This window comes from Sulfolobus sp. B1, from assembly GCF_007050195.1.
Taxonomy (GTDB): Archaea; Thermoproteota; Thermoprotei_A; order Sulfolobales; family Sulfolobaceae; genus Saccharolobus.
On sequence record NZ_QIMI01000011.1, the window covers coordinates 1 to 24,379 of the forward strand.

Genomic DNA, 24,379 nt, shown 5'->3' on the forward strand with positions numbered 1-24,379 from the left:
GCAATAAAATTTCATAGAATAGGTAAAAACAGTTATAAAAAGATAAAAGGAAGAAAAGAAGCAAGAGAAAAGAGTTGGTTATCGTTAACTGTAGAAAACGCAAAAAGAGAATATGTAGCACTAAAATGTGTGAGTGATAATGGCGGGTATGTTCCAAAACCTTTAGGACTTGCATATAATGCTATTGCGATAGAGTACATAAACGGTTTAGAATTGCGTGAAGTTAATAATCTAGATGAGAATATCGCTAAGGAAATTTATGACAAGATCTTATATACTATGAGAATCGCATTTTCAGAATGTAAGGTTATTCACGGTGATCTAAGTCCTTATAACATACTAATTAATGACCAAAATGAAATAAGAATAATTGACTGGCCACAAGCGATAGATTCTGACTCAGAAGATATGCTTAGAAATGATATATATAATATTGTATCGTTTTTTAGAAAATTTGGAATTAATGACTCAGTAGAAAGTGTTATGAAATATGTAAGAGGGATAACATGAAAGTATTAGGAATTGACATTGAGCCTATGAGCAGTCCATCTAAAGGCTCTCCTTCATATTCAATAGTTATATTAGATGAAAATGAAAAAATCTTGGAAAAATCCGATAATGTAACATTAAGTAGACTAATAAGGCTATGCTGGGAATACAGACCAGATAAAATAGCAGTTGACAATATATATGAAATAGGAGAAAATGACAAAGCGATAATAAGTGTATTGAAACTTCTGCCGCCTAATACTAATATAGTTCAAGTTACTTATAACAATGGAGAATTTAAAGAAGTCAAGGAACTAGCGAGAGAAATAGGATATGAAATACAAGGTAAGTTAAGCCCACAAAAGACGGCTTATCTTAACGCTGTATTAGCCTTGAGGGGTTTTGGAACTAGCATAAAACTTGAGGAAAAAAGAACTAAAATAATAATCTCCAGAGGTAGGGCTTTAGGTCCAGGTGGAATGAGCCAAAATAGGTATAAAAGGCATATAAGGGGCTTGCTATTAAGAGTTATGAGAGATATTAAAGAAAAACTAAATTCTAAAGGATTCGATTATGATTTAATAGTTAAAAGATCTAAAGCCGGTATCGAAGGGGCTGTGTTTATAGTATACGCACCTAGGGAAAGTTTATACGGAGTAGTGAGGAAAATAAAAAGCCATAACGTGGTAGTAGATATAAGACCAATATATAAAAACAAAATAGAGTTTAAAGATAAAAAATCTGAAAAAAGACTAATAGTAGGGATAGATCCTGGGACTGAGGTTGGAGTATCCATACTCGATATATATTCGAATCCCGTCCTTTTGATTTCAAAAAGAAATATTGATAGGGACGAAATAGTATCGATTATATCTAAAGAAGGGAAGGCAATTATAGTAGCTACTGACGTGAATCCTATCCCAGATGCAGTCAAAAAGATCGCTAGCAAGTTTAACGCTATTCTCTATATTCCTGAACGTAATCTAACATTAGAGGAAAAGCAAAAAATTGTCGAGGAGTACTCTATTTTTCACAATATAAAAGTTGATAATCCTCACATTAGAGATTCGTTAGCTGCTGCAATAAAAGCATATAATAACATTGAAAATAAATTAAGGCAAATAGATAGCTTCTTAAGAAGATTAGATATTGACATAGTGGATGAAAATCGCCTTTATGATTGTGTAATATATGGCAATACTGTATCTGAGTGCATAGAAAGTGAAATAAATAATATATTAAAGAAAGAAGGAGAAGAGCAGATAAATACTAATAACAATATTAAGAATGTTCATAATAAGATAATTGAATTTAATGACAATCAAATAAGGAAGCTTAAAGAAGAAAATTTATATCTTAAAAATCAAGTGTCCAGTTATAAGAAGATAATATATAATCTACTCAGAGAGAAGGAAGATTTAACTAAAAAGATTGATGAAATAAAGTTACAAGTGAATAAAGATCTAGAGAGGGATAGAAAGGTGTATGAGTTAACTCTTCAACTTAGTAATGCAAATAATACTATCAATAAACTAGAGAACAAAATTAAGGAATATGAAAATAAAATGGAAAAACTACAAGAGGTCATACGAAAAATAGTTAATGACGAGGTAGTGATAATAATATCTCATAAAGAGCCTTATGAGTATATTAAGTATGATGGAAATAACTTATACATTATGGAGGAAAAGATATCAATTGAGATAGCGGAATATTTTGATAAAAACATAGTTATAATGGATAAACAAGTTCTACATGATATTCAGAAACTATTTAAGGAGTATCAGCTGGAAAAATCAAAAACTATAGATCTTAAGAGGATAGTAGATGAGTATAGAAACAACGGGCTTAAAAGAGTGTAACTTTATCTTCTAGAATCAATGTAGTTAATTTATTAAAGGAACTTAGCATCTCATCTACAATTCCTTTTATCTCATTTTCTGTTTCGCTTGTAATATTTCCGCTATGAGTAACTATATCCACATTTGCTATTAATGGATCATTTATCGGTCTGCCTATTTGTCCCAGTATCTGAATTTGAACTATCCTTACATCTTTAACTTGCTCAGATACTTTCTTTGCTATCAAATTAGCTAGAACATTATACAACTTGCCTACATGATTTACTGGATTCTTACCAGCTGTAGCCTCTAAAGACATTGGTCTCATAGGAGTTATTAGACCTATAGCTCTATTTCCCCTTCCTGTCATTCCATCATCTCCATGTTCTGCCGATGTTCCAGTTACGGTTAAATAAACAATCCCCTTATCTATTTTGTCTCCAGTATTAACATGAACTCTAATATTATATTCTGGCGCTATTTTAGAGGCTAAATCTAGTATTTCGCTCTTCACTTGCTCTTTAATACTTATATAATGATTCATATCTTCGATTAATTGGCTGATGGTTGCCATAGCTATTGTAATATCTATTTCATTATCTTTTCTTAGACCCATCACCTTAATGTCCTCACCAACTTCTGGCAATTTCATCTTAAATTGTTTAGAATTAAGATATCTTTCTGTCTCATATACCATTCTTTCTAACTTTGTAAAAGGAGCAAATCCTACACCAAAACTAGTATCATTAGACAATGGAACCGTCTTGCCAGTGTTAAATAATCCAACTAAATCTGCTGATCCTTTACCTACCTTATAATCTACTATGATATGTTTTTCAGGTTCTAGATATCTGAAGTTCTCTTTTATCCATTCCTTGGCACTCTCAACAATAATCGTACCAATTGGGATTTCATCAGTTCCATCATCTGTCTTTACTTGTGTTGTAGCCCTTCCTGAGACTATTACGTATATAGGTTGGATAACTTCCCCACCCTTGAAACGTGGAGATGCTTGGCCACCTACTACTAAGGTTTTATCTAAATTATGATGTAGAATTATACCATACCTCTTCAGGTAATATAGTGATAATTTCCTGCTAGCCTCTTCTGATATGGCATCAGCAATAAAATCTGGATGACCTACCCCTTTTCTCTCTACTAACTCTACTCTCAATTTCTCTATATCCGCTAAGGGATTTAATTGAACAGTTATATTCTTCATTATGAATCTACCATAAACTGTGTTGAATATAAATTTACTTTCCACTAGCTAAGATAGTTTCATAATCTACACTAATGAATAGCACATTACTCCCTCTTATTAGAACTCTACCATATTTAGCAACTGGCTCAGAAGTACCTTCTCTAATTTCGGTACAATCTCTTAGAACTAAATTCATTGTACCATCTGTTTGTTCAAGTTTTCCGATATATTCACTGCCATCTTTCAATTTTACTAAAACTATCTTATTTACTGCTGTTCTTAAACTCTTCAACGGATTTTCTATTTTTGCTTGCACAATAACACCCCTTATTTTTTAAATTTAAATTTTGCCCTTGCTTATTAAGCTTATATAGTATAGCGTGTAATTCCTTATTAAAGCTTCTATTGTTAAGATAATATACATGGATCTAGTAATTGAAGACCCACAACAAATATACGAAATAACTAAAGCGTTATCAGTACCTACTAGAATACAGATATTAAAGATAATTTCAACACAACCTGCTAGCGTATTAGAACTTACAAACATACTTAAGATGAGCAAGGGAAATGTTAGCTCTCACGTGTCTCAACTTGAAAGTTTAGGATTAATAGAAGTAGAGTATAAAAATGGTATTAAAGGTATTAAAAAGATAATTAAACCTAAATATAACAGAATTATAATAATTTTTAAAGACCCGCAGCAGCTTTAACAAAGCCCAGATATATTGGTGAGGGTTTAGTAGGTCTACTTCTAAACTCTGGGTGAGCTTGAGTAGCTAAAAAGAATTTATGGTTTGACAGTTCTATAATTTCTATTAAACCGTTTTCACTAACACCAGATATTATTAACCCATTCTTTTCGAGTATATCTACATAGTTAGGATTAACTTCATATCTGTGCCTATGCCTCTCATATGTAACATTTGATGAATACAACTTGTGAGCAAGAGTGCCTTCCTTTATTATTATTTTCTGTGATCCTAATCTCATAGTCCCACCTAGCTGGGTTACATTTTTTTGATTATCCAGTAAAGTAATTACTGGATGAGGAGTAGAAGGATCAACTTCTGTGGAATTTGCTCCTTTTAGTCCTATGGACCTTGCAAATTCAACTACGGCTAATTGAAAACCAAAACATATTCCTAAAAATGGTATATTATGCTCTCTAGCAAATTTAATTGCCCTTATCTTCCCCTCAGCTCCTCTACTTCCAAATCCCGGCAGTACTATAATACCGTTGACTTTCCCTAGAATCTCGTCTATGTTATCAGCCTTTTCTAGATCAGTCGATTCTAACCATATTAAGTTTGGTTTTACCTTAAGTTGAGCTGCTGCGTGATAAATGGCTTCCCTTATACTAATATAACTATCTTTTAGTTTAGTGTATTTCCCTATTAATGCTATATTTACTACTTTATTACTGTTTACTCCCTTAACATTATTTACAAAATCCAGCCAACTTGATAAATCGACACCTTTATCTTCTAATTTAAGTTTACTCAAAATTTTTGATATTAAACCTTGTTCTTCCAGAATTAAAGGTACCTCGTAAGGTGTTTGAACATCATAACTAGAAACGATGTTTTCCATTTTAACATTTGTAAATAGTGCTATTTTTCGTTTAGTTTCATTATCAAGGGGTAACATAGCTCTAGCTACAATAAAATCTGGTTGTATACCTATCCTCCTAAGTTCTTGAACACTGTGTTGCAGCGGTTTAGTTTTAAGTTCACCAGTTACAGATAAATATTCAACAAGAGCTATATGAACAAAAACTACGTTGTCCTCCTCTTCTAACCTTAGCTGCCTAACTGCTTCAAGGAACGGAAGACTTTCAATGTCACCTACTGTTCCACCTATCTCGACCAATGTTATTTCCGCATTGTTAATATTTGCCGCATATCTTATCATATTTTTAATTTCATCAGTAACATGCGGAATTATTTGAACAGTTTGACCTAAATACTTTCCTTCTCTTTCCTTTTTTATTACTTCAAAGTAAACTTTACCTGCGGTTATATTATTAAATTTAGTTACATTAATATCCATAAATCTTTCATAATGTCCAAGATCTAGATCAGTTTCTGCTCCATCATCTGTCACAAAAACTTCACCGTGCATATATGGATTCATAGTTCCAGCGTCAACGTTAATGTAAGGATCTATCTTCACTGCAGTTACGTTATATCCTCTTCTCTTAAGTAATAGTCCCATTGACGCTACTAATGTTCCTTTTCCTACACTAGATAGTACTCCGCCTGTGACAATTATGAACTTATTAGCCACTAATGTTCACAGTAATTTGCATTCGCCTAGATGAAATAAAAATTCTTTGTCAATTACTTTAAGTACTTCCTACTATAAAATCTACCTTGAATGAGGAACATAATATTAGAAAAACTTCAAAAACAGAGATATTTGCAAATAGCTCTTGACTTCATAAAAATTGATGATGCATTAAACATAGTTGAAAAAGTAAAAAATATTGAAAATATTATCATTGAGGCTGGTACGCCGTTAATAAAGTCTGCTGGAATAGAAGGATTAAGGAAGTTAAGGGAACTGGCTCCTGATAAGATAATATTGGCAGATACTAAGACTGCTGATGCTGGAGATGTGGAAGTTGAGATAGCTAAAATAGGAAAAGCTGATATAATGACAGTTTTAGGTATTATGCATAACTCTACTATTGAATTAACTGTTAAGAAGGCTAGGGAACTTGATATGGTTGTGCAAGCTGATCTAATAAACGTGAGAAATCTTTATGATAGAGCTAAAGAAATTAAGAGTTTAGGAGTTGACATTATAGGATTTCATATAGGTCTAGATGTTCAAAGAACATTAAATATATCTGCAATAGATCTTAAAAATGAAATTGAAAAAGTATCTAAATTAGGCACAATAATATCGGTAGCCGGTGGATTAAACAAGGAGAAAATAGCTGATCTAATAGACCTTCCAATAAACATATTTGTTGTAGGTACCGCAATTACCAAAAGTAGTGATCCAAAGAGGGTAGTTGAAGAGATAGTTAACATATTAAAGTGAGTAAAGGATTATGATATTTAGGGAATAATTATGTCACAGCCTGGTCAACAAAAGTCAAAAGAACTTAAAACAGTATCTAAACAAGTTATTACTCCCAGTGTGCTAAATGAGGATAAAAGAAAATTACAACTATTATATATTATAAAGCAAGTGAGTAAATTAACTGAGAAATCGATTATAACTCTTCTTTATGAATTAAAACAAAAGGGGATAGATTTGGGATATCAGTTCAACATTATAGGTAATAACGTATTCAGCCCTATGATTAAAGAAGATTTAACATCACTATTGTATTTAGGACTAATTGAAATTGATAGTATTAACAAAAAAATATCAGTTTCCAATAATGGATTGGAAGTACTAGAAAAGAATCAATTAGATGAGGAATTTAAAAATAAACTGAATCAAGCAATCAATGAGATAAAAACAAAAATAATTGCAATCGATGAGGAATATAACTTAAAGTTAAAAAGTGATATGAAACTAAGAAGAAGATGACAAAATATTTTTAATATTTTTATTTAAATTGTAGATAATGGTCCTCTTCTTTCTCTCTCTTGATATTCTTCACCAGCTGGTCTAGTCCATATTAATGGATCTAATTTTCCTTCTTTACTCATCTTTGCTATCATTTCTCTAAACTGACTAGTATGCCTAATATCTAATTCTAGTAATCTTTGTAATAACTCCCAACTCGTATTTTTAACATCTTCAAGCATCTCTCTAGGCATATGCTTTATTACCATAGGATCTTGTAGCCATTGATCAAAGTCCTTTAAAGTTCTCATCATGTGTTGGAAGGCAGTTCTCGAAGCTAATATTAAATCTAATCTATCCATATTTTCTGTTGGTTCCTTTTTCTCCATATCTTTCAGTGTCGCTAGTAGGTTCTTTTGCAATTTTATCCACTCATCTAAATTCCCTATAAATGAATTTTCCACCATTGACACCATATTATATACTCTTCAAACTTATTAATAAGCTCATTTTAAACGAAACGGTAATCCATTATTTAATATTTCCTTTGGTATCTTGTCCTTATATTGCTTAAGAAAATTAAGCTCTTCTTCCTCTTTTCTTAGTTTGTCTGGCAACATTCTAGGAATCTCATCAATTATTGGATACCACCTCTTACATGACTCACAATAAAGTAATCCATTATCTATCTCGTGTTTAATACATTCATCACAAGGTGGTATTTCTTTTAACTCCTTTACATAAGAGACTTTGAATGCACAGTACAGCTCACATAGAGGCTTCTTATCCTCAATGGTTCTCTCTACGTTCTTCTCAGAAAATACATATAGCCTTAGCGGGAAATGCTTACAAATAGGGCATGCTAATAAATCCATTAACCTATATTTCATACTAGAGACCCTACTATTTTCTCCAATTCTTTTGCTAATTCTTTTGCATAATTCTCATCTTTAGCCTCTACTAATATCCTTATTATTGGTTCAGTTCCACTCTTTCTAACCAAGAACCAAAAGTCCTTATCAATCACTTTTACACCATCAATAGTTATTACGTTTCTTGATTTCCCATATTTTTCTATTAGTTCATGATATATATTTTGAGCATCAGTTTTATCAGTAATTTTTACCTTGGTTTTGATTAAATGATATGTAGGTAACCTATCAAACAGCGAAGATGAAGATTCATTCTCAGATGCCATCATATCTAACATTAATGCGAAAGCCATCCCTCCATCTCTCACCCCTTGATGGGGCGGAAACATAAAACCCCCATTTTCTTCAAACCCAGCTACTCCACCTTCCCTAAATAAGGCGTATGCAATATCCACACTTCCTACCTTTATCCACTTAACTTGTATGTTAAACTTACTTAAATATTCCTCAACTAAGCTAGAGCTTGAAACGGCAGTAAAAACCCTTTTAGGCAAATTTGGAGCTTTCACAGAAGCCCAATATGACAATAGTGTACCACTTCTATCGCCCCACTGTATCCTCCCTTTTGAATCTATAAATATCGCCCTATCTGCGTCTCCATCATGAGCAACAGTTAAATCAACGTTTAACTCTTTAGAAATTCTAGCTGTTTCAGCTAAACTCTCAAAAGTGGGTTCTGGCATCCTAGCAGAGAATAAAGGATCTAAATTACCGTTAACCGTGAATACTTTACAGCCTAATTCTCTAGCCAATATGGGAGTTGTTATACCTCCTACACTATTAGCAGGGTCGATAAGAATTCTATATCTCTTTTCTCTTATCTTATTAACATCTACATGAGACAATATACCCTTTATGTACACATCAATTACTTTTTCTTCTCTCCTAACATCATTAATTAATTGATTCCATTCTACAGAATTAAATGTATCATTAAAATATATATCTTCAATTTTATTTTCTTCCTCCCTAGATATTTCTATACCATGAGGAGAAACAACTTTTATACCATTATATTCAGGTGGATTATGGCTAGCAGTAACTACAACACCCCCATCGTATCCCAAAGTCTTCACAGCGTATTGAAGAGTAGGTGTGGGAGCCATACCTCCATCATAAACCACTACACCGGTACTCAGCAGCCCTCCTTCTACTACCTTCATTATCATATCTCCACCAGCTCTTACATCTCTTCCGACCAAAATTCTGGAACCCTTACCAAAGTATGTTCCAATTGCCTTACTAAGTCTTAAAGCTTGTTCTAATGTTAATTCTCTATTCGTAACTCCTCTTACTCCATCTGTACCGAATAGCTTCCCCATAATATAACTTTTAAAAAACAGAGTATTAAAGATAAACAACTAACGTGCAAGCACAAACTACAAGCATTTTGCAGAACATTTTTAACAGTTAACTTTTATTTTAATCATATCTTTCGATATTCTGAACAAAATCACTTTTCTAACAGATTTAAACAAGAATTAGTATTATGATTTTTTATAAAAATGGCGGACCCGCCGGGACTTGAACCCGGGACCTAAGGCTCCGGAGGCCTTCGCTCTATCCTAGCTGAGCTACGGGTCCTACTATAAATAATGCAGATCTGAGACTACTAAAGTTTCTACTTAATAATATATCATCTTGAAGAATAAAGATATAAGGGAGGCTAATTATACTTTAGACTTGCATAGGTTTTATTCACTTTTTAAAAACTTTTGGTGATTATAGATGAGAGTTGCTGTAATAAACTATGACTACTGCAAACCAGATAAATGCAATTTAGAGTGTATCAATTTCTGCCCAATAGATAGATCGGGTGGAAAGGCAATAGAATTAGCAGAAATAGTTAAGGGTAAACCAGTAATTTATGAGGAAACGTGTATTGGTTGCGGAATTTGTGTAAAAAAATGTCCATACGAAGCTATAACTATTGTTAACTTACCAGATGAATTAGAGGGCGAAGTAGTCCATAGATATAAAATCAATGGATTTAAACTATTTGGTATACCTACTCCAAAGAATGATACTATTATCGGAATATTAGGTAAGAATGGGACTGGAAAGACTACTATCTTAAAGATACTTGCAGGGGAGCTTATGCCTAATTTTGGTGATCCTAATTTAAAATTAGGTAAAGATGAAGTATTAGCAAAATTCAAAGGAAAAGAGATATATAATTACCTTAACAAAGTTTATAATAATAACTTTAAAGTTGTACATAAAATTCAATATGTCGAATATGTTGCTAAATTTCTAAAGGGAATTGTAAGAGAAGTGTTAGATAAGGTAGATGAAAGAGGGAAAAAAGATGAAGTAAAGGAACTATTAAATATGAGTGGGTTTTGGGAAAGAGACGTAAAGTTCCTTTCCGGTGGTGAATTACAAAAGTTATTAGTAGCAGCTTCAATATTGAGAGAAGCTGATGTCTACATTTTCGACGAACCTTCGTCATATCTAGATGTTAAAGAGAGAACTAACATGGCTAAAACAATAAAAGAACTACTTAAGAATAAATATGTTATAGTTGTAGACCACGATTTAATAGTTCTAGACTATTTAACAGATATAATTCACATAATCTATGGAGAAAGCGGAGTTTATGGCAGAGTTTCGAAGGCTTATTCGGCAAGGGTAGGAATTAATAATTTCTTAAAAGGTTTCTTACCAGCAGAAAACATGAGAATAAGAAAGGATGAAATCAAATTTATGTTGAAAGAACTTTCGGACTTAGATATCTCAAAGGATGTTAAAATAAAAATTAGTTGGACCGATATGAGTAAAGCCTTAGATGGATTTAAACTGTCAATAGAGAAAGGTGATGCAAAAGAGGGTGAAATAATTGGGATCTTAGGACCTAATGGCATCGGCAAAACAACTTTTGCAAGAATATTAGTTGGAGAACTAAAGACTGATAACGGAAGTGTAACACCAGAGAAAATGGTGTTATCCTATAAACCTCAAAGGATATTGCCAAACTACGATGGCACGGTTCAGCAGTATCTTGAATCAGTCAGTAAAGATGCTTTATCAACTTCTTCATGGTACTTTGAGGAGGTTATTAAGAGGCTTAGATTGCATACTTTATTCGAGTCTAACGTAAATGACTTAAGTGGAGGTGAACTTCAGAAGCTATATGTGGCTAGTACTTTAGCTAAGGAGGCAGATCTATATGTCCTTGATGAACCGTCGTCTTACCTTGACGTAGAGGAAAGATACATTGTAGCTAAGGCAATAAAGAGAGTAACAAGGGAAAGAAAAGCTGTCACATTCATAATAGACCATGACTTATCCATACATGACTATATAGCCGACAGATTAATAGTTTTTAAAGGTGAGCCTCAAAAATTTGGTATAGCGACATCTCCATCTACATTAAGATTTGGAATGAATGAGTTTCTTAAGGAATTAGACATAACATTTAGAAGAGATCCTGACACTGGAAGACCTAGAATAAACAAGCTCGGAAGTTATCTTGATAGGTTGCAGAAGGAGAAAGGAGAATACTATTCTATGGCAACCGCGTCTAATTAGCTTATTTCCATTTACGTCCTTATTAGTACTCAACAAAATTTTTAGTTGTGACTATCTTAATATAAACTATGAAAACCACATTAAGTGTAATTAAGGCAGACATAGGTAGTCTTGCAGGACACCATGTAGTACACCCAGATACAATAGCTGTAGCTAATAAGGTGTTAGCTGAGGCAAAACGTAATGGATTGATCATTGACTATTATATCACCTATGTAGGAGATGATTTACAACTAATAATGACACATAGTAGAGGAGAATTGGACTCTAAAGTTCATGAAACAGCATGGAATGCCTTTAAGGAGGCTGCTAAGACTGCAAAAGAATTGGGACTTTATGCTGCCGGGCAAGATTTGCTCTCTGATTCCTTTTCTGGAAATCTTAAAGGAATGGGACCTGGTATAGCTGAGATTGAGTTTGACGAAAGACCTTCAGAACCCTTGGCAATATTTATGGCAGATAAAACTGAACCTGGAGCTTATAACCTACCTTTATATAAAATGTTTGCCGATCCATTCAATACAGCGGGGCTAGTGATAGACCCTACTATGCATGATGGGTTCAAATTTGAGGTACTTGACGTATATGAAGGTGAGTCAATTATTCTTAATACGCCAGAGGAAACTTATGATTTATTAGCATTAATAGGTACTCCCAGTAGATATATTGTTAGAAGAGTTTACAGAAAAAGTGATAATCTGCAAGCCTCTGTGGTATCTGTGGAAAGACTTAACTTAATAGCAGGTAAGTATGTAGGTAAAGATGATCCAGTAATGATTGTAAGAGTTCAGCACGGTTTACCTGCGTTAGGCGAGGTTCTGGAAGCATTTACAGTTCCTTACTTAGTTCCCGGATGGATGAGGGGTAGCCATTATGGACCTATTATGCCAGTCTCTCAAAGAGACGCTAGAGCTACGAGATTTGATGGTCCCCCAAGGCTAATAGGACTAGGTTTTAATGTTAAAAACGGCAAATTAGTTGGACCTACTGATCTATTTGATGATCCTGCATTTGACGAAGTCAGAAGAACAGCCTTATTAATAACCGATTATATGAGGAGACATGGACCCTTCATGCCTCATCGACTTGAACCTCAAGAGATGGAGTATACTACCCTACCTTTAGTTATTGAAAAACTAAAGAATAGATTTAAGAAGGAGAGCGATATGTACAAAGTGAAACCGAGCGTTTATTCAAAAGAAGACTCCCAAGATTAGGGTGACCTAAATGGGGAATATATATACTAAAGATATAAAAAGAATAGTAAGAGAATTGTATAATAAATATAAAGATGAGATAAAGGATGATTTCAGTTCTAATAAGCAATTGGTAATTAGGTATGTTGACGTAAAATCAAAAAAAGTAAGAAATAGATTAGCTGGTTACTTGACTAGATATTATAAAATAATGAAAGAAAAAGAAACCTTGCCTATGGCTGAAGAAAAGCTAGAAGAAACTGAAGAGGTTTGATATGATAAAAATAGTTCTTAAAGGACCTTTAGTATCTCAAATCGGTAAGAGAGAGATCGAAATAAATGCAACTTCGATTTTTGAAGCGTTATCTTCAATAGACAATGGTAAAAGTATATTAATTGATAGAAATAACAAAATAAGAGCAGGATATATAATTTTAGTTAACGGAAAAGACTGGAGAATGTTAGAATCAAACTACCTTCAACCAAACGATATCATAGAAATAATACCCGTTAATCATGGTGGATAAATTGGTAAGAGTAAGAGTAATAGAACTATCATCGTCTCGTAGAGAAGATTATAAAGATCTGATTAAAATTACTGACAATTGTATAACACAAGTCTTACCAGAAACACCTTCAAATAATATATTAAATCAAGCTTGCTATATATTATTTAACTCTTCTAATCATAGAGTTAAAAATCCTTCAATATATTTTTTACTCCTACTAACGGATAAAGTCCAAATTAAGGATGTAATAATGTATATTAACTCCATGCCTAAAGACAAAGTTTATCTAATTGAATGCTGCAAGTATCCTTATGAGCCATTACCCAGTAATTTAATAGCTAGCAATGTAGAAAGATTAATCCTTACTAAGAATTCTTTACTTTCTATAGACTCACTATAGCTTATATTTGTTAACAGATCGATGAGAAATAACATTCTTGGACCTTTGTTAGTTATAATATTAGGATTTATAATATTATTTCATAATTATGTTTTAAATGAAAATATTCTTCTGTTAATTATACCTATACTAGCTTTTTTTATAATTTTATTAATATTTAGAAGAAGAATAGGATTGAAATTTAACAATTATATGGTAAGAAATAATTTATTCGTAATTGACCATAAGGATGGAAAGGTGATATACGGGGTAGCTATGAAGATAGTAGGGAAAATCGAAGCTAGCACCAGCAAAATTGACATTGATTCGGAGTTCAAAAACTTTATTACTGCAATAGCGAGAAGAGAATCAGACTTTAGGTATGCAGTAATAACATCTATAAATAAGAATAAATTAGGCTCTTCAATCATAATTTATAATATATGTAATAAAAGCGAATTAGAGATAAATACTCAAAGACTTCTACATGAGATAAATAACCTACAGACATTAGCTAGTGCTGTGACTCCTCATATAATTTTTAAAATTGTTCAGCCATCAGATATGGCTTTGCCTATACCTCTTTTAAGCACTAATTATCCATTTTTAACTATATCAGAGATAGAATACGAGAGTCCAATTAACATAAACGTAATTCCTTCAGACTATGACGTTGAATTAGGTGAAGCTGATTATAAAATAACAAAATCAAAAGTAGGAATAAGATTAGATGACATTGTAAGACATATAGGAATTTTCGGTAGTACTGGATCTGGCAAAACTAACACTTCTATGGTCTTAGCTACCCAGTTAAGTTCAAAAGGAGTAAGAGTTCTGATACTTGATTGGCATGGAGAATACGCCGAGAAATTAAGAGATAATTTTATGGTTTATGATGCAAGTCACCTATTACGAATTAATCCATTATCCCTTATAGATCTCAATGTAGAAGATATGATAGATATAATTGGAGATGTACTACAATTAACTGATCCCCAAAGATTCTTATTATATACAATATTATTAGCGCTAAGAAAAAGTGGTAAGTTTACGTTAGAAGGAATCTTAGAAATATTAAACAGTATAGAGGATACCTCCTATTGGATCAGAGATGTAAAATATGCTTTACTAAGAAAGATATTCATTCTATTTTCAGAAAGTGCATCAAAATTATTTAGCACAGAAGATACTTCAATATCTAAATTTCTAGAGAATTTTTCTAGATCTACTATAATAAATCTGAGTTTTTTGACTAACGTCAAGTTAAGGAAATTATATGCTCTATTTCTAGTAAAGATGATTACTGAAGTTTATATTAGGGCTAAGCCTAAACAAAAAATGTTCATAATATTAGATGAGGCGCAAAACTACTTCAACAAAGATGGCAATGAATTTATAGATAGATTAGTATCAGAAATTAGAAAATATAATATAGGTTTATGTTTTGTAACACAATCTCCCTCACTAATATCGCAGAATGTTATAAAAAACACTAATATAAAGATAATCCACACCATAAAATCTGACGTCGATAAAAGGGTAATCAAAGATTCACTTTCGCTTGATGATAGACTTAGCCAGAGTCTCGATAAGCTAGATGTGGGTGAAGCTATATTAAGTGCGCCAAGCTTAAAAATACCGATTATTGTAAAGATAAAAAAAATTTATTAATCTTCTGATGACTCCTTAGATTCCTCTTTAGCTCCGCCTTCTTTTCCAGCTCCCTTAGATTCGCCGCCCTTCTTGCTTGCAGCTACTATATCATCTATTCTCAAGATTAACGTTACTGCCTCACTGGCAGCCTTTATAGCATTCATTTTAACTACTGCTGGCTCAATTACACCTAATTTCCACATATCTTCAGGATTGCCTGTGAATAGATTTAATCCATACCATTTATTACTTTCGTTCTCATGTAAACTTCTTAACTGTACTAACTTATCAATAGGATCTAGACCAGCATTCTCTGCTAATATCATGACTAGAGACTCAATTGCATTAGCATAAGCTTCAATAGCTAATTGTTCTTTTCCTCCAACTTGCGGTGCTAATTTCCTTAATCCCTTAGCTATTTCTATTTCTACCGCTCCACCGCCCGCTACGGCTCTCCCGTCTCTAATTACATCAGCGACAGTACCTAACGCATCTCTCAACGCTCTTTCTGTCTCATCAACAACCCTTTCAAGGCCTCCCCTTATTAATATGCTTACTGATTTAGGATTCTTGGCGCCTTCTATAAATACCATCTTGTCCTCTCCTACTTTTCTTTCTTCAACTAATGATGCATATCCTAAATCTTGTGGTGTTAGTTCATCAATATTAGATACTACTCTGCCTCCTGTAGCTCTAGCTAGCTTTTCTAAGTCACTCTTCTTTGCTCTTCTCACTGCTAGTATTCCTTTCTTAGCTAGATAGTGTTGAGCTACCTCATCTATACCCTTCTGACAAATTACAACATTAGCTCCAGTTTGAACTATTTTATCAACTTTCTCTTTTAATATGTTCTCCTCTTCTTCAAGGAATTTATGCATTTGCGTTGGATCATTAATCCTTATCTCTGCATCTAACTCTGGCTTCTCAACTTCCAACGGAGCATCTAGAAGGGCTATTTTAGCATTTTCTACTCTCTTAGGCATACCAGGATGAACTACTTCCTTATCTACTATAATACCATAAACTAATTGAGAATCATTAATACTTCCACCATGTTTCTTTACTATTTGAATATTGTCAAGATCAACATACCATTTATCACCTCTTAGCTCAGCTACTTGCGTTACAGCCTTAACTACTAAATCAGCTAAATACTCCCTAGCTCCTGCAACTGCTTTACTACCTAATGATGTTAATGCTACCTTTCTTAATGTATCGGTGTCATTTATTGATACTGGCTGAGCAATCTGCTCAATGGTCTTTAAAGCAAAGTCTGACGCTTTTTTATATCCGCTAACAATTATTGTAGGATGAATTTCTCTATATAAAAGATCCTCTGCTTTTTTAGCTAATTCACCAGCTAAAATTACTGCCGTCTTAGTGCCATCCGCGGTTTCCTCGTCTTGACCTTTAGCTATTTGAACTAATAGCTTCCCAGTAGGGTGTTGTAGATCCATCTTATCAAGAATTGTAGCTCCGTCATTTGTTATTGTAATATCTCCTAAACTATCAACTAACATCTTATCCATTCCACGGGGACCATAAGTACTTTTCAAAGCTTCTTCAATCGCTTTAACTGCTGCAATGTTTATTCTTAATGCTTCTTTTCCATATGTTCTACTAGAACCTTCCTTTAAAATTATAACCGGTATACCTTCCGGTGTAGTTGCAACTGTAGCCGTGGTTGCCATTTTACGCACCTTCCACTCTCTCTTAAAAAGAGCTTATATAAAAATTTAACTTACATTATTATCGATCGGATATCTGGCTAATTTTATCGATTAAATGAGTCATCTTTTGATATCCAATTTTCCTTTTATATTTGGAAATTAATTCCTTCTTAATATTAAACTTCTGTAATATATGCAAATATTGTGAATCACGATAATATCTAAAGTATATTAAAAGTGCAACTTTTGTCTTAGCCTTTAACCCACCTAAAAGACCTTCCTCCGATAGTATATTATAGATTTCTCTATATTTCTTGTCAATTAACATATTATTCAATATAATTTCAAATTCGGATATTTTCCTATTAAATGATTCTTTCATGAATTTTTCGACTCTACTTTCTTTATCCTTTATTTCGCTTCTCATAAAACCTTCATATATTATAGTTTCTTTATCGAAAAATTCTTGGTTAAAATAGTAAATTTTATCTAATACGGTGCCACAAGAACTACATACTACTTCACCTTGATTTTCATTCCAGATTAACTCAATAGATCCACATATAGGGCAAGCTACCATGACTATTCATTTATAGTAGTAACTTTTTTTGATGAATATATCTAACTTAGATAAAGTGATCATAATGAGTGAGGATAATGAAAGTGAACTAACTAAAATATACAATTTCATTATTAATTATTCAACTAAAACGCTAAGTGAACTTCCACTAAATTCAATAAGTTGGGATAAATTAGATGTTTACATTGATTTAAGACAAAGAGGAAAAATTGTTGAAGAAAGTGATGATAAAACATTAATAATCAAAGAAAAGAATAAGAAATCAACATTGGTATTGGTTATTAATGAAAATGAGAAAATAAATTTTAAATATATTTTAGAGAAATTACAACAAGCAAGAAACATGAACATAGAATTGGTCATTTCTATTGTAGATAAATATGGAGATGTAACGTATTATAATTTGTCTGAAATTAAAATGACTAAGTGATCCATATGCCCAAGTTTGAAACGGTAAGAGGGATGAAAGACTATATTGATAGTGAGGCTAGAAAAATCAGATATATAGAGACAATTTTCAGAAATTTAGTAGAGAAATATGGGTACAGCGAGATAATATCCCCAGTGCTTGAGGATTTCAAATTATTTGCTCTAAAAGGAGGAGAAGAACTGAGGGAAACAATGTATGTATTTAAGGATAAAGCAGGGAGAGAAGTAGCTCTAAGACCTGAATTTACACCTAGTGTAGCAAGAGCTTATGTTGAAAGTTTACAATCAATGCCTAAACCGGTAAGAGTTTATTATTTCGGTACAGTTTATAGATATGATGAACCACAGTATGGAAGATATAGGGAATTTAGGCAAGCTGGAGTTGAATTAATAGGTGATAATTCGATATTATCAGATATAGAAATAATAGACCTATTATATAATTTTTATGATAAAATTAATATTTCTCAGAATATAAATATGAAATTGAATAATATAGCTATATTTAGAAGATTAATGAGCTACTATGGCTTAGAAGATAACATTCAAGAACATCTTCTCCACTTAATCGATAAGGGCAAAAAGGATGAAGCCATAGATTTACTTACTCATTATATAAAGGAGGGAGATAACACAATAAATCTAATAAACAACCTATTGAACATAAAGGGAATTGATAGTAATGAATTAAGGGATGTTATTGAGGGATTAAGAAGGGATTTTAGAGAATTCAAGATTATAGAGGAGGATGTTAAATATTTACAGAGGATCGCAGATCTTTTATCAGCACTCAATTTCAATTTCAAAATAGATTTAGGATTTGTAAGGGGATTGGCATACTATACAGGGATTATCTTTGAGGTTACGCATCCTTCTGTTACATTTAGTATAGCCGGAGGCGGAAGATACGATAAACTAATTGAATTATATGGAGGAATACCTACTCCCGCGATTGGATTTGCTATAGGAGTTGAAAGAACTTTATTGGTTATTAACCTAACTAATCTTCAAGAGTCAAATAAAATCGTTATAATTAACCTTACAGATTCAGATAAATTGCTTGCATATTCAGTAAAAGTAGCTAGCCTGCTAAGAAGTGAGGGGTACACAGTAGTGCTTAATATGAAGAATCAGCCTCTTTCTAAGTTGATTCCCTATTATGCTTCTCAGAATTTTAAAATTGCAATCATTATAGGAGAGAACGAATTTGAAAAAAGGACGGTGACATTAAGAAACTTAATAACCAAAACGCAAGTCACAACATCAATTGATAGATTATTAGAGTCATTAAAACAAATGTTATAAGTCACATTTATGATTTTTATAACGGGTAGTCGTATGGAAGAATTACCTGTAACAGCTGTAGGATTAAAAGTTAACGACGGGGTAGTTTTAGGATCAGAGAGAAGATTAAGTTATGGTGGTTATGTATTAAGTAAGCAAGCAAAAAAAGTTAATAAGATTGGAAAGTTTGTGATAGCAGGCACAGGGATCTATGGTGATTTACAAACCTTAACTAGGATAATGAATGTTGAAATTAAATATTATGAAATAACGAATGGAAGACCAATTTCAGTAAAGGCTGCTGCGAAGTTATTATCGGTAATACTATACCAATATAAAGTAATGCCTTTTATCTCAGAAATATTATTTGGAGGCGTAGATCAAGTAGGTCCACAATTATACGTATTAGATCCTATAGGCTCATTGATTGAAGATTCCTACGCAGCAGTAGGTTCCGGAGCGAGAATAGCGATAGGTGTTTTAGAAAGTGAATATAGAAACGATATGTCATTAGAACAGGCATCTGAATTAGTAGTTAAGTCAATTAAAGCTTCAATAGAGCGTGATGTCACATCAGGCGATGGAATAGATATAGCTATCATAGATAAAAATGGTAATTATAAAGATAGTTTTATACCATATTAAGTTAACTGATATTTGCCTTTCTTACACAAAAATAGATATGATCCATCACGTTTAGGCCATATGTTTTCAAGAAGCTCTCCTTGCCCATTATTTTAACTAGTAAGCCAAACAATGATATGATTGCACTGAATTTTTGCTGCTCGGATGAACCTTCTTTCAGCTCTGTTACTACATATCCATGAGCACAAAAATCATCCTTCGTATAAGGTGGTCTGGTATTAGAGATAAATACTTTCACCTTCTCTTTTTCCTTAAATATATTTATACTTTCTAATATATCAAAATTTATATTAAAGTCTTTACATACTAACTTAACAACCAATAGATTTTTCAAACTTCCTTTATCTATTCCATTTATTTCACATTCTAGATTTATTTCTTGTGACCTTATCTCCATCATATTACTATTTAAGTTTCGATTTATTAACGTTATTGGAGGTATAAGTATATGAGTAGTGGGAGACGAGTAGTTAATGAATTAAATAGTTTACTTGATAAGACAATTATTGTAAAAACAACTAATAATAAGACATATATTGGGCAACTATCAGCATTTGAAACGTCTCCATTTATAATTAGTCTTACTAATGCAAAAGATGAAAGCAATAATATTGTCTATAAATTAATTATTAATGGAAATTTAATATCAGAAATAATAGTTAAGAGTCCTCCCCTATTTGAACCTAGGGAATTTGCAGAAATTGTAGAAAAATCCTTGAACTTACGTCCAGGTGATATAAAAGTATATGAGGAAACTGGTGTAGTAACAATATTAGACAAGATAAAGGTAACACAGAATGGCGTAGAAGGAAGTGGACCAATGGCTCAGAGAATATATGACATATACAATGATTATATAAATAAAAAGAAAAAGGAATTAGGGCTATGACTATATTTGAAGTAAGATATCAAGATCTTGCTGCCAGAATAGGTATCATACAAACCCCACATGGCAACTTAGAGACACCCGCATTTTTTCCCGTAATAAACATATTAAAAGATGAGATAAAAATCGAGGATATAAAGAAGGTTGGGTTTAGCAATTTTATTACTAATGCCTTTATACTCTATAAAAACAAACTTTTACAAAATAATATCCATAGAGAACTTAATGCAGAAGACATGATAATAATGACGGATTCTGGTGCATATCAAATATTGGAATACGGAGATATTAATATAAATAACGAAGAGATAATTAATTACGAACTAAAAATAAAGCCAGATATAGCAGTAATCCTAGATCTTCCTACTGGAAACACTGAAAACTATGAAAATGCGAAAACTACTGTGATTGAGACTATAGAGAGAGCCAAAGAAGCTGAAAAATTTATTAAAGATAGTGATATCATTTGGGTTTATCCTATACAAGGTGGAAGATTCTTAGATCTGGTACATTATTCTGCGTCACAACTAAATAATTTCGAAAACATATATAAAGTTACGGCGTTAGGCAGCCCTACAGTCTTATTAGAAAAATATAGATACGATATAATAATTGATATGATTTATATTGCTAAATCAGCAATAAGTAGAAATGTTCCATTCCATTTATTTGGAGGAGGTTTACCTCATATTATTCCGTTAGCTGTAGCTTTAGGTGTTGACATGTTTGATTCTGCCTCGTATATAATTTATGCAAGAGATGGAAGGTATATGACAAGATCTAGAGTACATAGACTAGAAGAATTAGATTATTTTCCCTGCTCATGTCCAATATGCTCAAGATATACACCTAGAGAGCTAATGAGTATGGACAAGAAGGAGAGAATTAGATTATTGGCATTACACAACTTATACGTGATAAAGGAAGAAATAAACGCGACTAAACAAGCTATAAAGGAGGGCAGATTATTCGAATACTTACAAGAAAAAGCATTTTCTCACACTGCGACTTATAACGCGTTCAAAAGATTACTTAAATATAAGGAATATTTAGAAAAATATGATCCTAGAATTAGGGGAGATACTAAAGGTATATTTTTATTTAACGAAGACTCTCTATCAAGACCAGAAATCTTAAGACATAAGAGGTATTTAACTAGATATAAGAAAAAATTTGAAAAAATAACCATAATCTGTTATGATGGTAATGATACTTTTTATGATTTTAAGGAGAAAATACTAAAAGAATATTATAATAATATTATATCACAAGATATCTTTATTGCAGTTCCATTTTTTGGATTAATACCATTAAGAATTTCTGATACATTCCCGTTTTCCCAGTCTGAAATACCAATAGAGGTTAATGAGGAAGTAATAAGAGATATGAAAAACCAAATCATAAACTTTCTAGTTAATCATAAATATTCTAATGTTGAATTTATTAATTGCAAGAAACTTAATTTACATATAAACCCTATCAGCACTTCCCCTACTTAGTTCCTTTTGTAATAACTCCATTTGTCTTTGCAAGTCCTCTTCTATTTTTTTAGCCTCTTCATAAAGTTCATTCACACCAACATTTATACCAAGAATAGTATTAATCACTTCAATAGCAGTTGCAGCACCAGCGGGATCCGTTCTCTCACGTTCAGCATATGGTAATATGACTAAAGCTGGCAGCTCCTCAATCTCTGAATGTAATGTGAATAAAGCTAGAGGACCTACCATCAATAATTGCTTGTCTAATTGTGGATAATTCAGAGAAATATTACATTTGGAAGTGCTTAGCCACTTTAGATTCTCACTACCCATCCTATATCTTTTATCTAAAGCGCCAACTAAGAGGACGTTACTAACTGATAGCTTTTTAACCCATTTAATAACGTTTAATGCAAATTCGTTCCACTCTCGTTGAAATGGCAATATATGATTTAGTAAGACAATAACATGTTTCTCTTGATCATAAAATATATCAAAAGGAGTAGCAATACCATATTCGTCTAAAAAAGTTACATCCCTATAATATTTTGTGATTACATACCCTATCCTTTGCATTTTTCTCTTTAAAACAAGATGTCTCGTAGCTAAATATCCAACTTCACCAATAGTCCTAAAACCAGTTATGAATGTAGCTCCCTTTAATTCATTTATATCTTTTTTAACAATTATTTTAACATTATTCATTACTCATAACACCTCTTTTTACGTGAACAGCCACTCCTCTTTTGTATTCCATCATTTCTTCTCCGGATATTTTAGCTTTACCTATTCCTACTAGTATATTATTTTGATTGACAACTACGACTTCATCACCTCCCCTTATATTAGGATCAGCAATTTTAACGTGTTTAGCAAATACATTTCTACCCTCCCTTATAAAACTCTCAATAGAACTATCAATAACTACCCTATGCCGTGGAAAATCGGAGCTATTAATGATGACCTTAGCACTTAATGGAGTAAGTGAGAAAAGCATGTCTTGAGCTCTCAAAACTAAATAGAGATTTGATTCATTATTTACAAAAATATTCCTTATTTTTCCAGTATTTTTTGATCTCTGAATTAAAAACGTACTATCACTTGAAAATAATGCGTTAGCAACATCATAATCAAACTGATATTCCGCTATCTCCTTAAGATACAAGATTTCCTCTTCCTTAGCCTTAGCCGCAATTGTAAAAAAATCTTTATATTTAGCTATATTTTTCACGCCTCTCTTGTATATTTTGTACTTTAACCTTTTTATTATTAATCTTATTTATGGCTTCTACTAGATCATTCATTAATATCATATTCCTATCATTCCTAATTGCGTTATATCCAGCCTCTATACATACGTTCTTTATGTCTGCACCACTAAATCCTTCCGTCAGTTTGGCAAGTATTTCGATATTAATATCTTCACTTACTTTCATCTTCTTCAAATATATATTAAATATTTCAATTCTTCCCCTTAAATCTGGTAAAGGCACTTCTATAATTCTATCGAATCTACCTGGTCTTAATAATGCTGGATCAAGGATGTCTATTCTATTAGTTGCAGCAATTACTTTAACGTTATCTAGTGGATTAAATCCATCAATCTCAGCTAATAATTGCATTAGAGTTCTTTGAATTTCTCTTTCACCGCTAGTTCCAATATCTAACCTTTTAGCACCTATAGCATCAATTTCGTCTATGAAAATTATTGCAGGAGCTTTCTTTCTCGCCATCTCAAAAACCTCTCTCACAATCCTAGCTCCTTCTCCTACAAACTTTTGAGCAAATTCGGATGCGACAACATGTATAAATGATGCATTACTCTCTGAAGCTACAGCTTTAGCTAGCAATGTTTTTCCCGTACCTGGAGGTCCATATAATAGAACTCCTTTAGGAGGCTCTATACCCAATTCCCTAAATAATTCCGGTTTTTTAATTGGTAACTCAACTATTTCCCTTAATTCCTTTATTTGCTCGCCCAAGCCTCCAATATCAGCATAAGATACCTTAGGCTTTTCTATAACTTCCATAGACTTTACTATGGGGTCTTCTCTTTCTGGTAAAAGATCTAGAATTGTTGAACCTCTTTGATTTAATGCTACTGACCTACCAGGTTTTATCTTACTTAAGTCTATATGCCTA

General features: G+C 32.5%; 28 protein-coding genes and 1 tRNA gene. 16 read left to right on the forward strand and 13 right to left on the reverse strand.

What is annotated here, in order from left to right:
* Together DMP16_RS01535 and DMP16_RS01540 are read left to right on the forward strand one after the other, a co-directional pair.
* A partial coding sequence (locus tag DMP16_RS01535; protein ID WP_255446760.1) for a lipopolysaccharide core heptose(II) kinase RfaY occupies nucleotides 1-510 on the forward strand: 510 nt, incomplete at its 5' end.
* Nucleotides 507-2,351, forward strand: a complete 1,845-nt coding sequence (locus DMP16_RS01540) for a DUF460 domain-containing protein (protein ID WP_143576842.1) — start codon at nucleotides 507-509, stop codon at nucleotides 2,349-2,351. The genes DMP16_RS01535 and DMP16_RS01540, both read left to right, overlap by 4 nt.
* Here DMP16_RS01540 and DMP16_RS01545 read toward each other — a convergent pair.
* Nucleotides 2,338-3,555, reverse strand: a complete 1,218-nt coding sequence (locus DMP16_RS01545; RefSeq protein ID WP_185957798.1) for a methionine adenosyltransferase — start codon at nucleotides 3,553-3,555, stop codon at nucleotides 2,338-2,340. The two genes, DMP16_RS01540 and DMP16_RS01545, sit on opposite strands and share 14 nt — an antisense overlap.
* Nucleotides 3,556-3,586: 31 nt before the next feature.
* Nucleotides 3,587-3,850: a U6 snRNA-associated Sm-like protein LSm6 gene (locus DMP16_RS01550; RefSeq protein WP_069282528.1), complete on the reverse strand. Its 264-nt coding sequence runs from the start codon at nucleotides 3,848-3,850 to the stop codon at nucleotides 3,587-3,589.
* Nucleotides 3,851-3,956: 106 nt separating this feature from the next.
* Between DMP16_RS01550 and DMP16_RS01555 the strand changes: the two genes are divergently transcribed.
* A complete protein-coding gene (locus DMP16_RS01555; RefSeq protein WP_069282527.1) occupies nucleotides 3,957-4,247 on the forward strand; it encodes a winged helix-turn-helix domain-containing protein in 291 nt (96 codons plus the stop codon).
* On the opposite strand, the gene DMP16_RS01560 is transcribed toward DMP16_RS01555, so the two are convergent.
* Entirely contained in the window at nucleotides 4,225-5,823 is a 1,599-nt protein-coding gene (locus DMP16_RS01560) for a CTP synthase (protein WP_069282526.1), read from the reverse strand. The genes DMP16_RS01555 and DMP16_RS01560 overlap by 23 nt on opposite strands.
* 90 nt (nucleotides 5,824-5,913) lie before the next feature.
* Between DMP16_RS01560 and DMP16_RS01565 the strand changes: the two genes are divergently transcribed.
* Nucleotides 5,914-6,585: an orotidine 5'-phosphate decarboxylase / HUMPS family protein gene (locus DMP16_RS01565; protein ID WP_069282525.1), complete on the forward strand. Its 672-nt coding sequence runs from the start codon at nucleotides 5,914-5,916 to the stop codon at nucleotides 6,583-6,585.
* Nucleotides 6,586-6,615: 30 nt separating this feature from the next.
* Nucleotides 6,616-7,083, forward strand: a complete 468-nt coding sequence (locus DMP16_RS01570; protein ID WP_069282524.1) for a hypothetical protein — start codon at nucleotides 6,616-6,618, stop codon at nucleotides 7,081-7,083.
* A 23-nt stretch (nucleotides 7,084-7,106) separates the two neighbouring features.
* Here DMP16_RS01570 and DMP16_RS01575 read toward each other — a convergent pair whose 3' ends face one another.
* The 4 genes from DMP16_RS01575 to DMP16_RS01590 form a co-directional block, all read right to left on the reverse strand.
* A complete protein-coding gene (locus DMP16_RS01575; protein WP_143576844.1) occupies nucleotides 7,107-7,526 on the reverse strand; it encodes a DUF2153 domain-containing protein in 420 nt (139 codons plus the stop codon).
* A 42-nt stretch (nucleotides 7,527-7,568) separates the two neighbouring features.
* Nucleotides 7,569-7,952 (reverse strand): Trm112 family protein, encoded by a 384-nt coding sequence (locus DMP16_RS01580; RefSeq protein WP_069282523.1) that lies wholly within the window; start codon nucleotides 7,950-7,952, stop codon nucleotides 7,569-7,571.
* Complete coding sequence (glmM, locus tag DMP16_RS01585; RefSeq protein ID WP_069282522.1) at nucleotides 7,949-9,316, reverse strand: phosphoglucosamine mutase; 1,368 nt, start codon at nucleotides 9,314-9,316, stop codon at nucleotides 7,949-7,951. Before glmM ends, DMP16_RS01580 begins: the two co-directional genes overlap by 4 nt.
* A 184-nt stretch (nucleotides 9,317-9,500) precedes the next feature.
* Nucleotides 9,501-9,578 (reverse strand) — tRNA-Arg (locus DMP16_RS01590).
* Between the two features lie 144 nt (nucleotides 9,579-9,722).
* Here DMP16_RS01590 and DMP16_RS01595 point away from each other — a divergent pair.
* The 6 genes from DMP16_RS01595 to DMP16_RS01620 all read left to right on the forward strand — a co-directional run bounded on the left by DMP16_RS01595 (nucleotide 9,723) and on the right by DMP16_RS01620 (nucleotide 15,280).
* Complete coding sequence (locus DMP16_RS01595) at nucleotides 9,723-11,525, forward strand: ribosome biogenesis/translation initiation ATPase RLI (protein ID WP_069282521.1); 1,803 nt, start codon at nucleotides 9,723-9,725, stop codon at nucleotides 11,523-11,525.
* 68 nt (nucleotides 11,526-11,593) lie between these two features.
* Complete coding sequence (gene fbp / locus DMP16_RS01600) at nucleotides 11,594-12,742, forward strand: fructose-1,6-bisphosphate aldolase/phosphatase (RefSeq protein ID WP_069282520.1); 1,149 nt, start codon at nucleotides 11,594-11,596, stop codon at nucleotides 12,740-12,742.
* A 10-nt stretch (nucleotides 12,743-12,752) separates the two neighbouring features.
* Nucleotides 12,753-12,995, forward strand: coding sequence for a 30S ribosomal protein S17e (locus tag DMP16_RS01605; protein ID WP_069282519.1), 243 nt, complete (start codon nucleotides 12,753-12,755; stop codon nucleotides 12,993-12,995).
* 1 nt (nucleotide 12,996) lies between these two features.
* Nucleotides 12,997-13,248, forward strand: a complete 252-nt coding sequence (locus DMP16_RS01610) for a hypothetical protein (RefSeq protein ID WP_069282518.1) — start codon at nucleotides 12,997-12,999, stop codon at nucleotides 13,246-13,248.
* Between the two features lies 1 nt (nucleotide 13,249).
* A complete protein-coding gene (locus DMP16_RS01615; protein WP_231961241.1) occupies nucleotides 13,250-13,630 on the forward strand; it encodes a hypothetical protein in 381 nt (126 codons plus the stop codon).
* Between the two features lie 21 nt (nucleotides 13,631-13,651).
* Nucleotides 13,652-15,280: a helicase HerA-like domain-containing protein gene (locus tag DMP16_RS01620; protein WP_069282517.1), complete on the forward strand. Its 1,629-nt coding sequence runs from the start codon at nucleotides 13,652-13,654 to the stop codon at nucleotides 15,278-15,280.
* Here DMP16_RS01620 and thsB read toward each other — a convergent pair.
* Nucleotides 15,277-16,953: a thermosome subunit beta gene (thsB, locus tag DMP16_RS01625; protein WP_069282516.1), complete on the reverse strand. Its 1,677-nt coding sequence runs from the start codon at nucleotides 16,951-16,953 to the stop codon at nucleotides 15,277-15,279. The genes DMP16_RS01620 and thsB overlap by 4 nt on opposite strands.
* A 58-nt stretch (nucleotides 16,954-17,011) precedes the next feature.
* Complete coding sequence (locus tag DMP16_RS01630) at nucleotides 17,012-17,512, reverse strand: TFIIB-type zinc ribbon-containing protein (protein ID WP_069282515.1); 501 nt, start codon at nucleotides 17,510-17,512, stop codon at nucleotides 17,012-17,014.
* A 64-nt stretch (nucleotides 17,513-17,576) separates the two neighbouring features.
* On the opposite strand from DMP16_RS01630, the gene DMP16_RS01635 reads away from it, so the two are divergent.
* Genes DMP16_RS01635 through psmB form a run of 3 tightly spaced genes read left to right on the forward strand, consistent with a single transcriptional unit; the run spans nucleotide 17,577 to nucleotide 19,870 of the window.
* Nucleotides 17,577-17,942 carry a hypothetical protein gene (locus DMP16_RS01635; RefSeq protein WP_231961240.1) on the forward strand — a complete coding sequence of 122 codons (366 nt, stop codon included), beginning with the start codon at nucleotides 17,577-17,579 and terminating at the stop codon, nucleotides 17,940-17,942.
* A 5-nt stretch (nucleotides 17,943-17,947) separates the two neighbouring features.
* Entirely contained in the window at nucleotides 17,948-19,246 is a 1,299-nt protein-coding gene (gene hisS, locus DMP16_RS01640; protein ID WP_069282513.1) for a histidine--tRNA ligase, read from the forward strand.
* Nucleotides 19,247-19,279: 33 nt separating this feature from the next.
* Complete coding sequence (gene psmB / locus DMP16_RS01645) at nucleotides 19,280-19,870, forward strand: archaeal proteasome endopeptidase complex subunit beta (protein WP_143576845.1); 591 nt, start codon at nucleotides 19,280-19,282, stop codon at nucleotides 19,868-19,870.
* 1 nt (nucleotide 19,871) lies between these two features.
* On the opposite strand, the gene DMP16_RS01650 is transcribed toward psmB, so the two are convergent.
* A complete protein-coding gene (locus DMP16_RS01650) occupies nucleotides 19,872-20,270 on the reverse strand; it encodes a DNA-directed RNA polymerase subunit G (RefSeq protein WP_069282511.1) in 399 nt (132 codons plus the stop codon).
* 48 nt (nucleotides 20,271-20,318) lie between these two features.
* Here DMP16_RS01650 and DMP16_RS01655 point away from each other — a divergent pair, with 48 nt between their 5' ends.
* A complete protein-coding gene (locus tag DMP16_RS01655; RefSeq protein WP_069282510.1) occupies nucleotides 20,319-20,759 on the forward strand; it encodes an Lsm family RNA-binding protein in 441 nt (146 codons plus the stop codon).
* Nucleotides 20,756-22,255: a tRNA guanosine(15) transglycosylase TgtA gene (gene tgtA / locus DMP16_RS01660; protein WP_069282509.1), complete on the forward strand. Its 1,500-nt coding sequence runs from the start codon at nucleotides 20,756-20,758 to the stop codon at nucleotides 22,253-22,255. Before DMP16_RS01655 ends, tgtA begins: the two co-directional genes overlap by 4 nt.
* On the opposite strand, the gene DMP16_RS01665 is transcribed toward tgtA, so the two are convergent.
* The 3 genes from DMP16_RS01665 to pan form a co-directional block, all read right to left on the reverse strand.
* Complete coding sequence (locus DMP16_RS01665; RefSeq protein WP_069282508.1) at nucleotides 22,220-22,942, reverse strand: proteasome assembly chaperone family protein; 723 nt, start codon at nucleotides 22,940-22,942, stop codon at nucleotides 22,220-22,222. The genes tgtA and DMP16_RS01665 overlap by 36 nt on opposite strands.
* Entirely contained in the window at nucleotides 22,935-23,468 is a 534-nt protein-coding gene (locus DMP16_RS01670) for a PUA domain-containing protein (RefSeq protein WP_231961238.1), read from the reverse strand. The genes DMP16_RS01665 and DMP16_RS01670 overlap by 8 nt, the downstream gene beginning before the upstream one ends.
* The coding region (gene pan / locus DMP16_RS01675) for a proteasome-activating nucleotidase (RefSeq protein WP_143576846.1) at nucleotides 23,452-24,379 on the reverse strand (928 nt) is incomplete at its 5' end. The genes pan and DMP16_RS01670, both read right to left, overlap by 17 nt.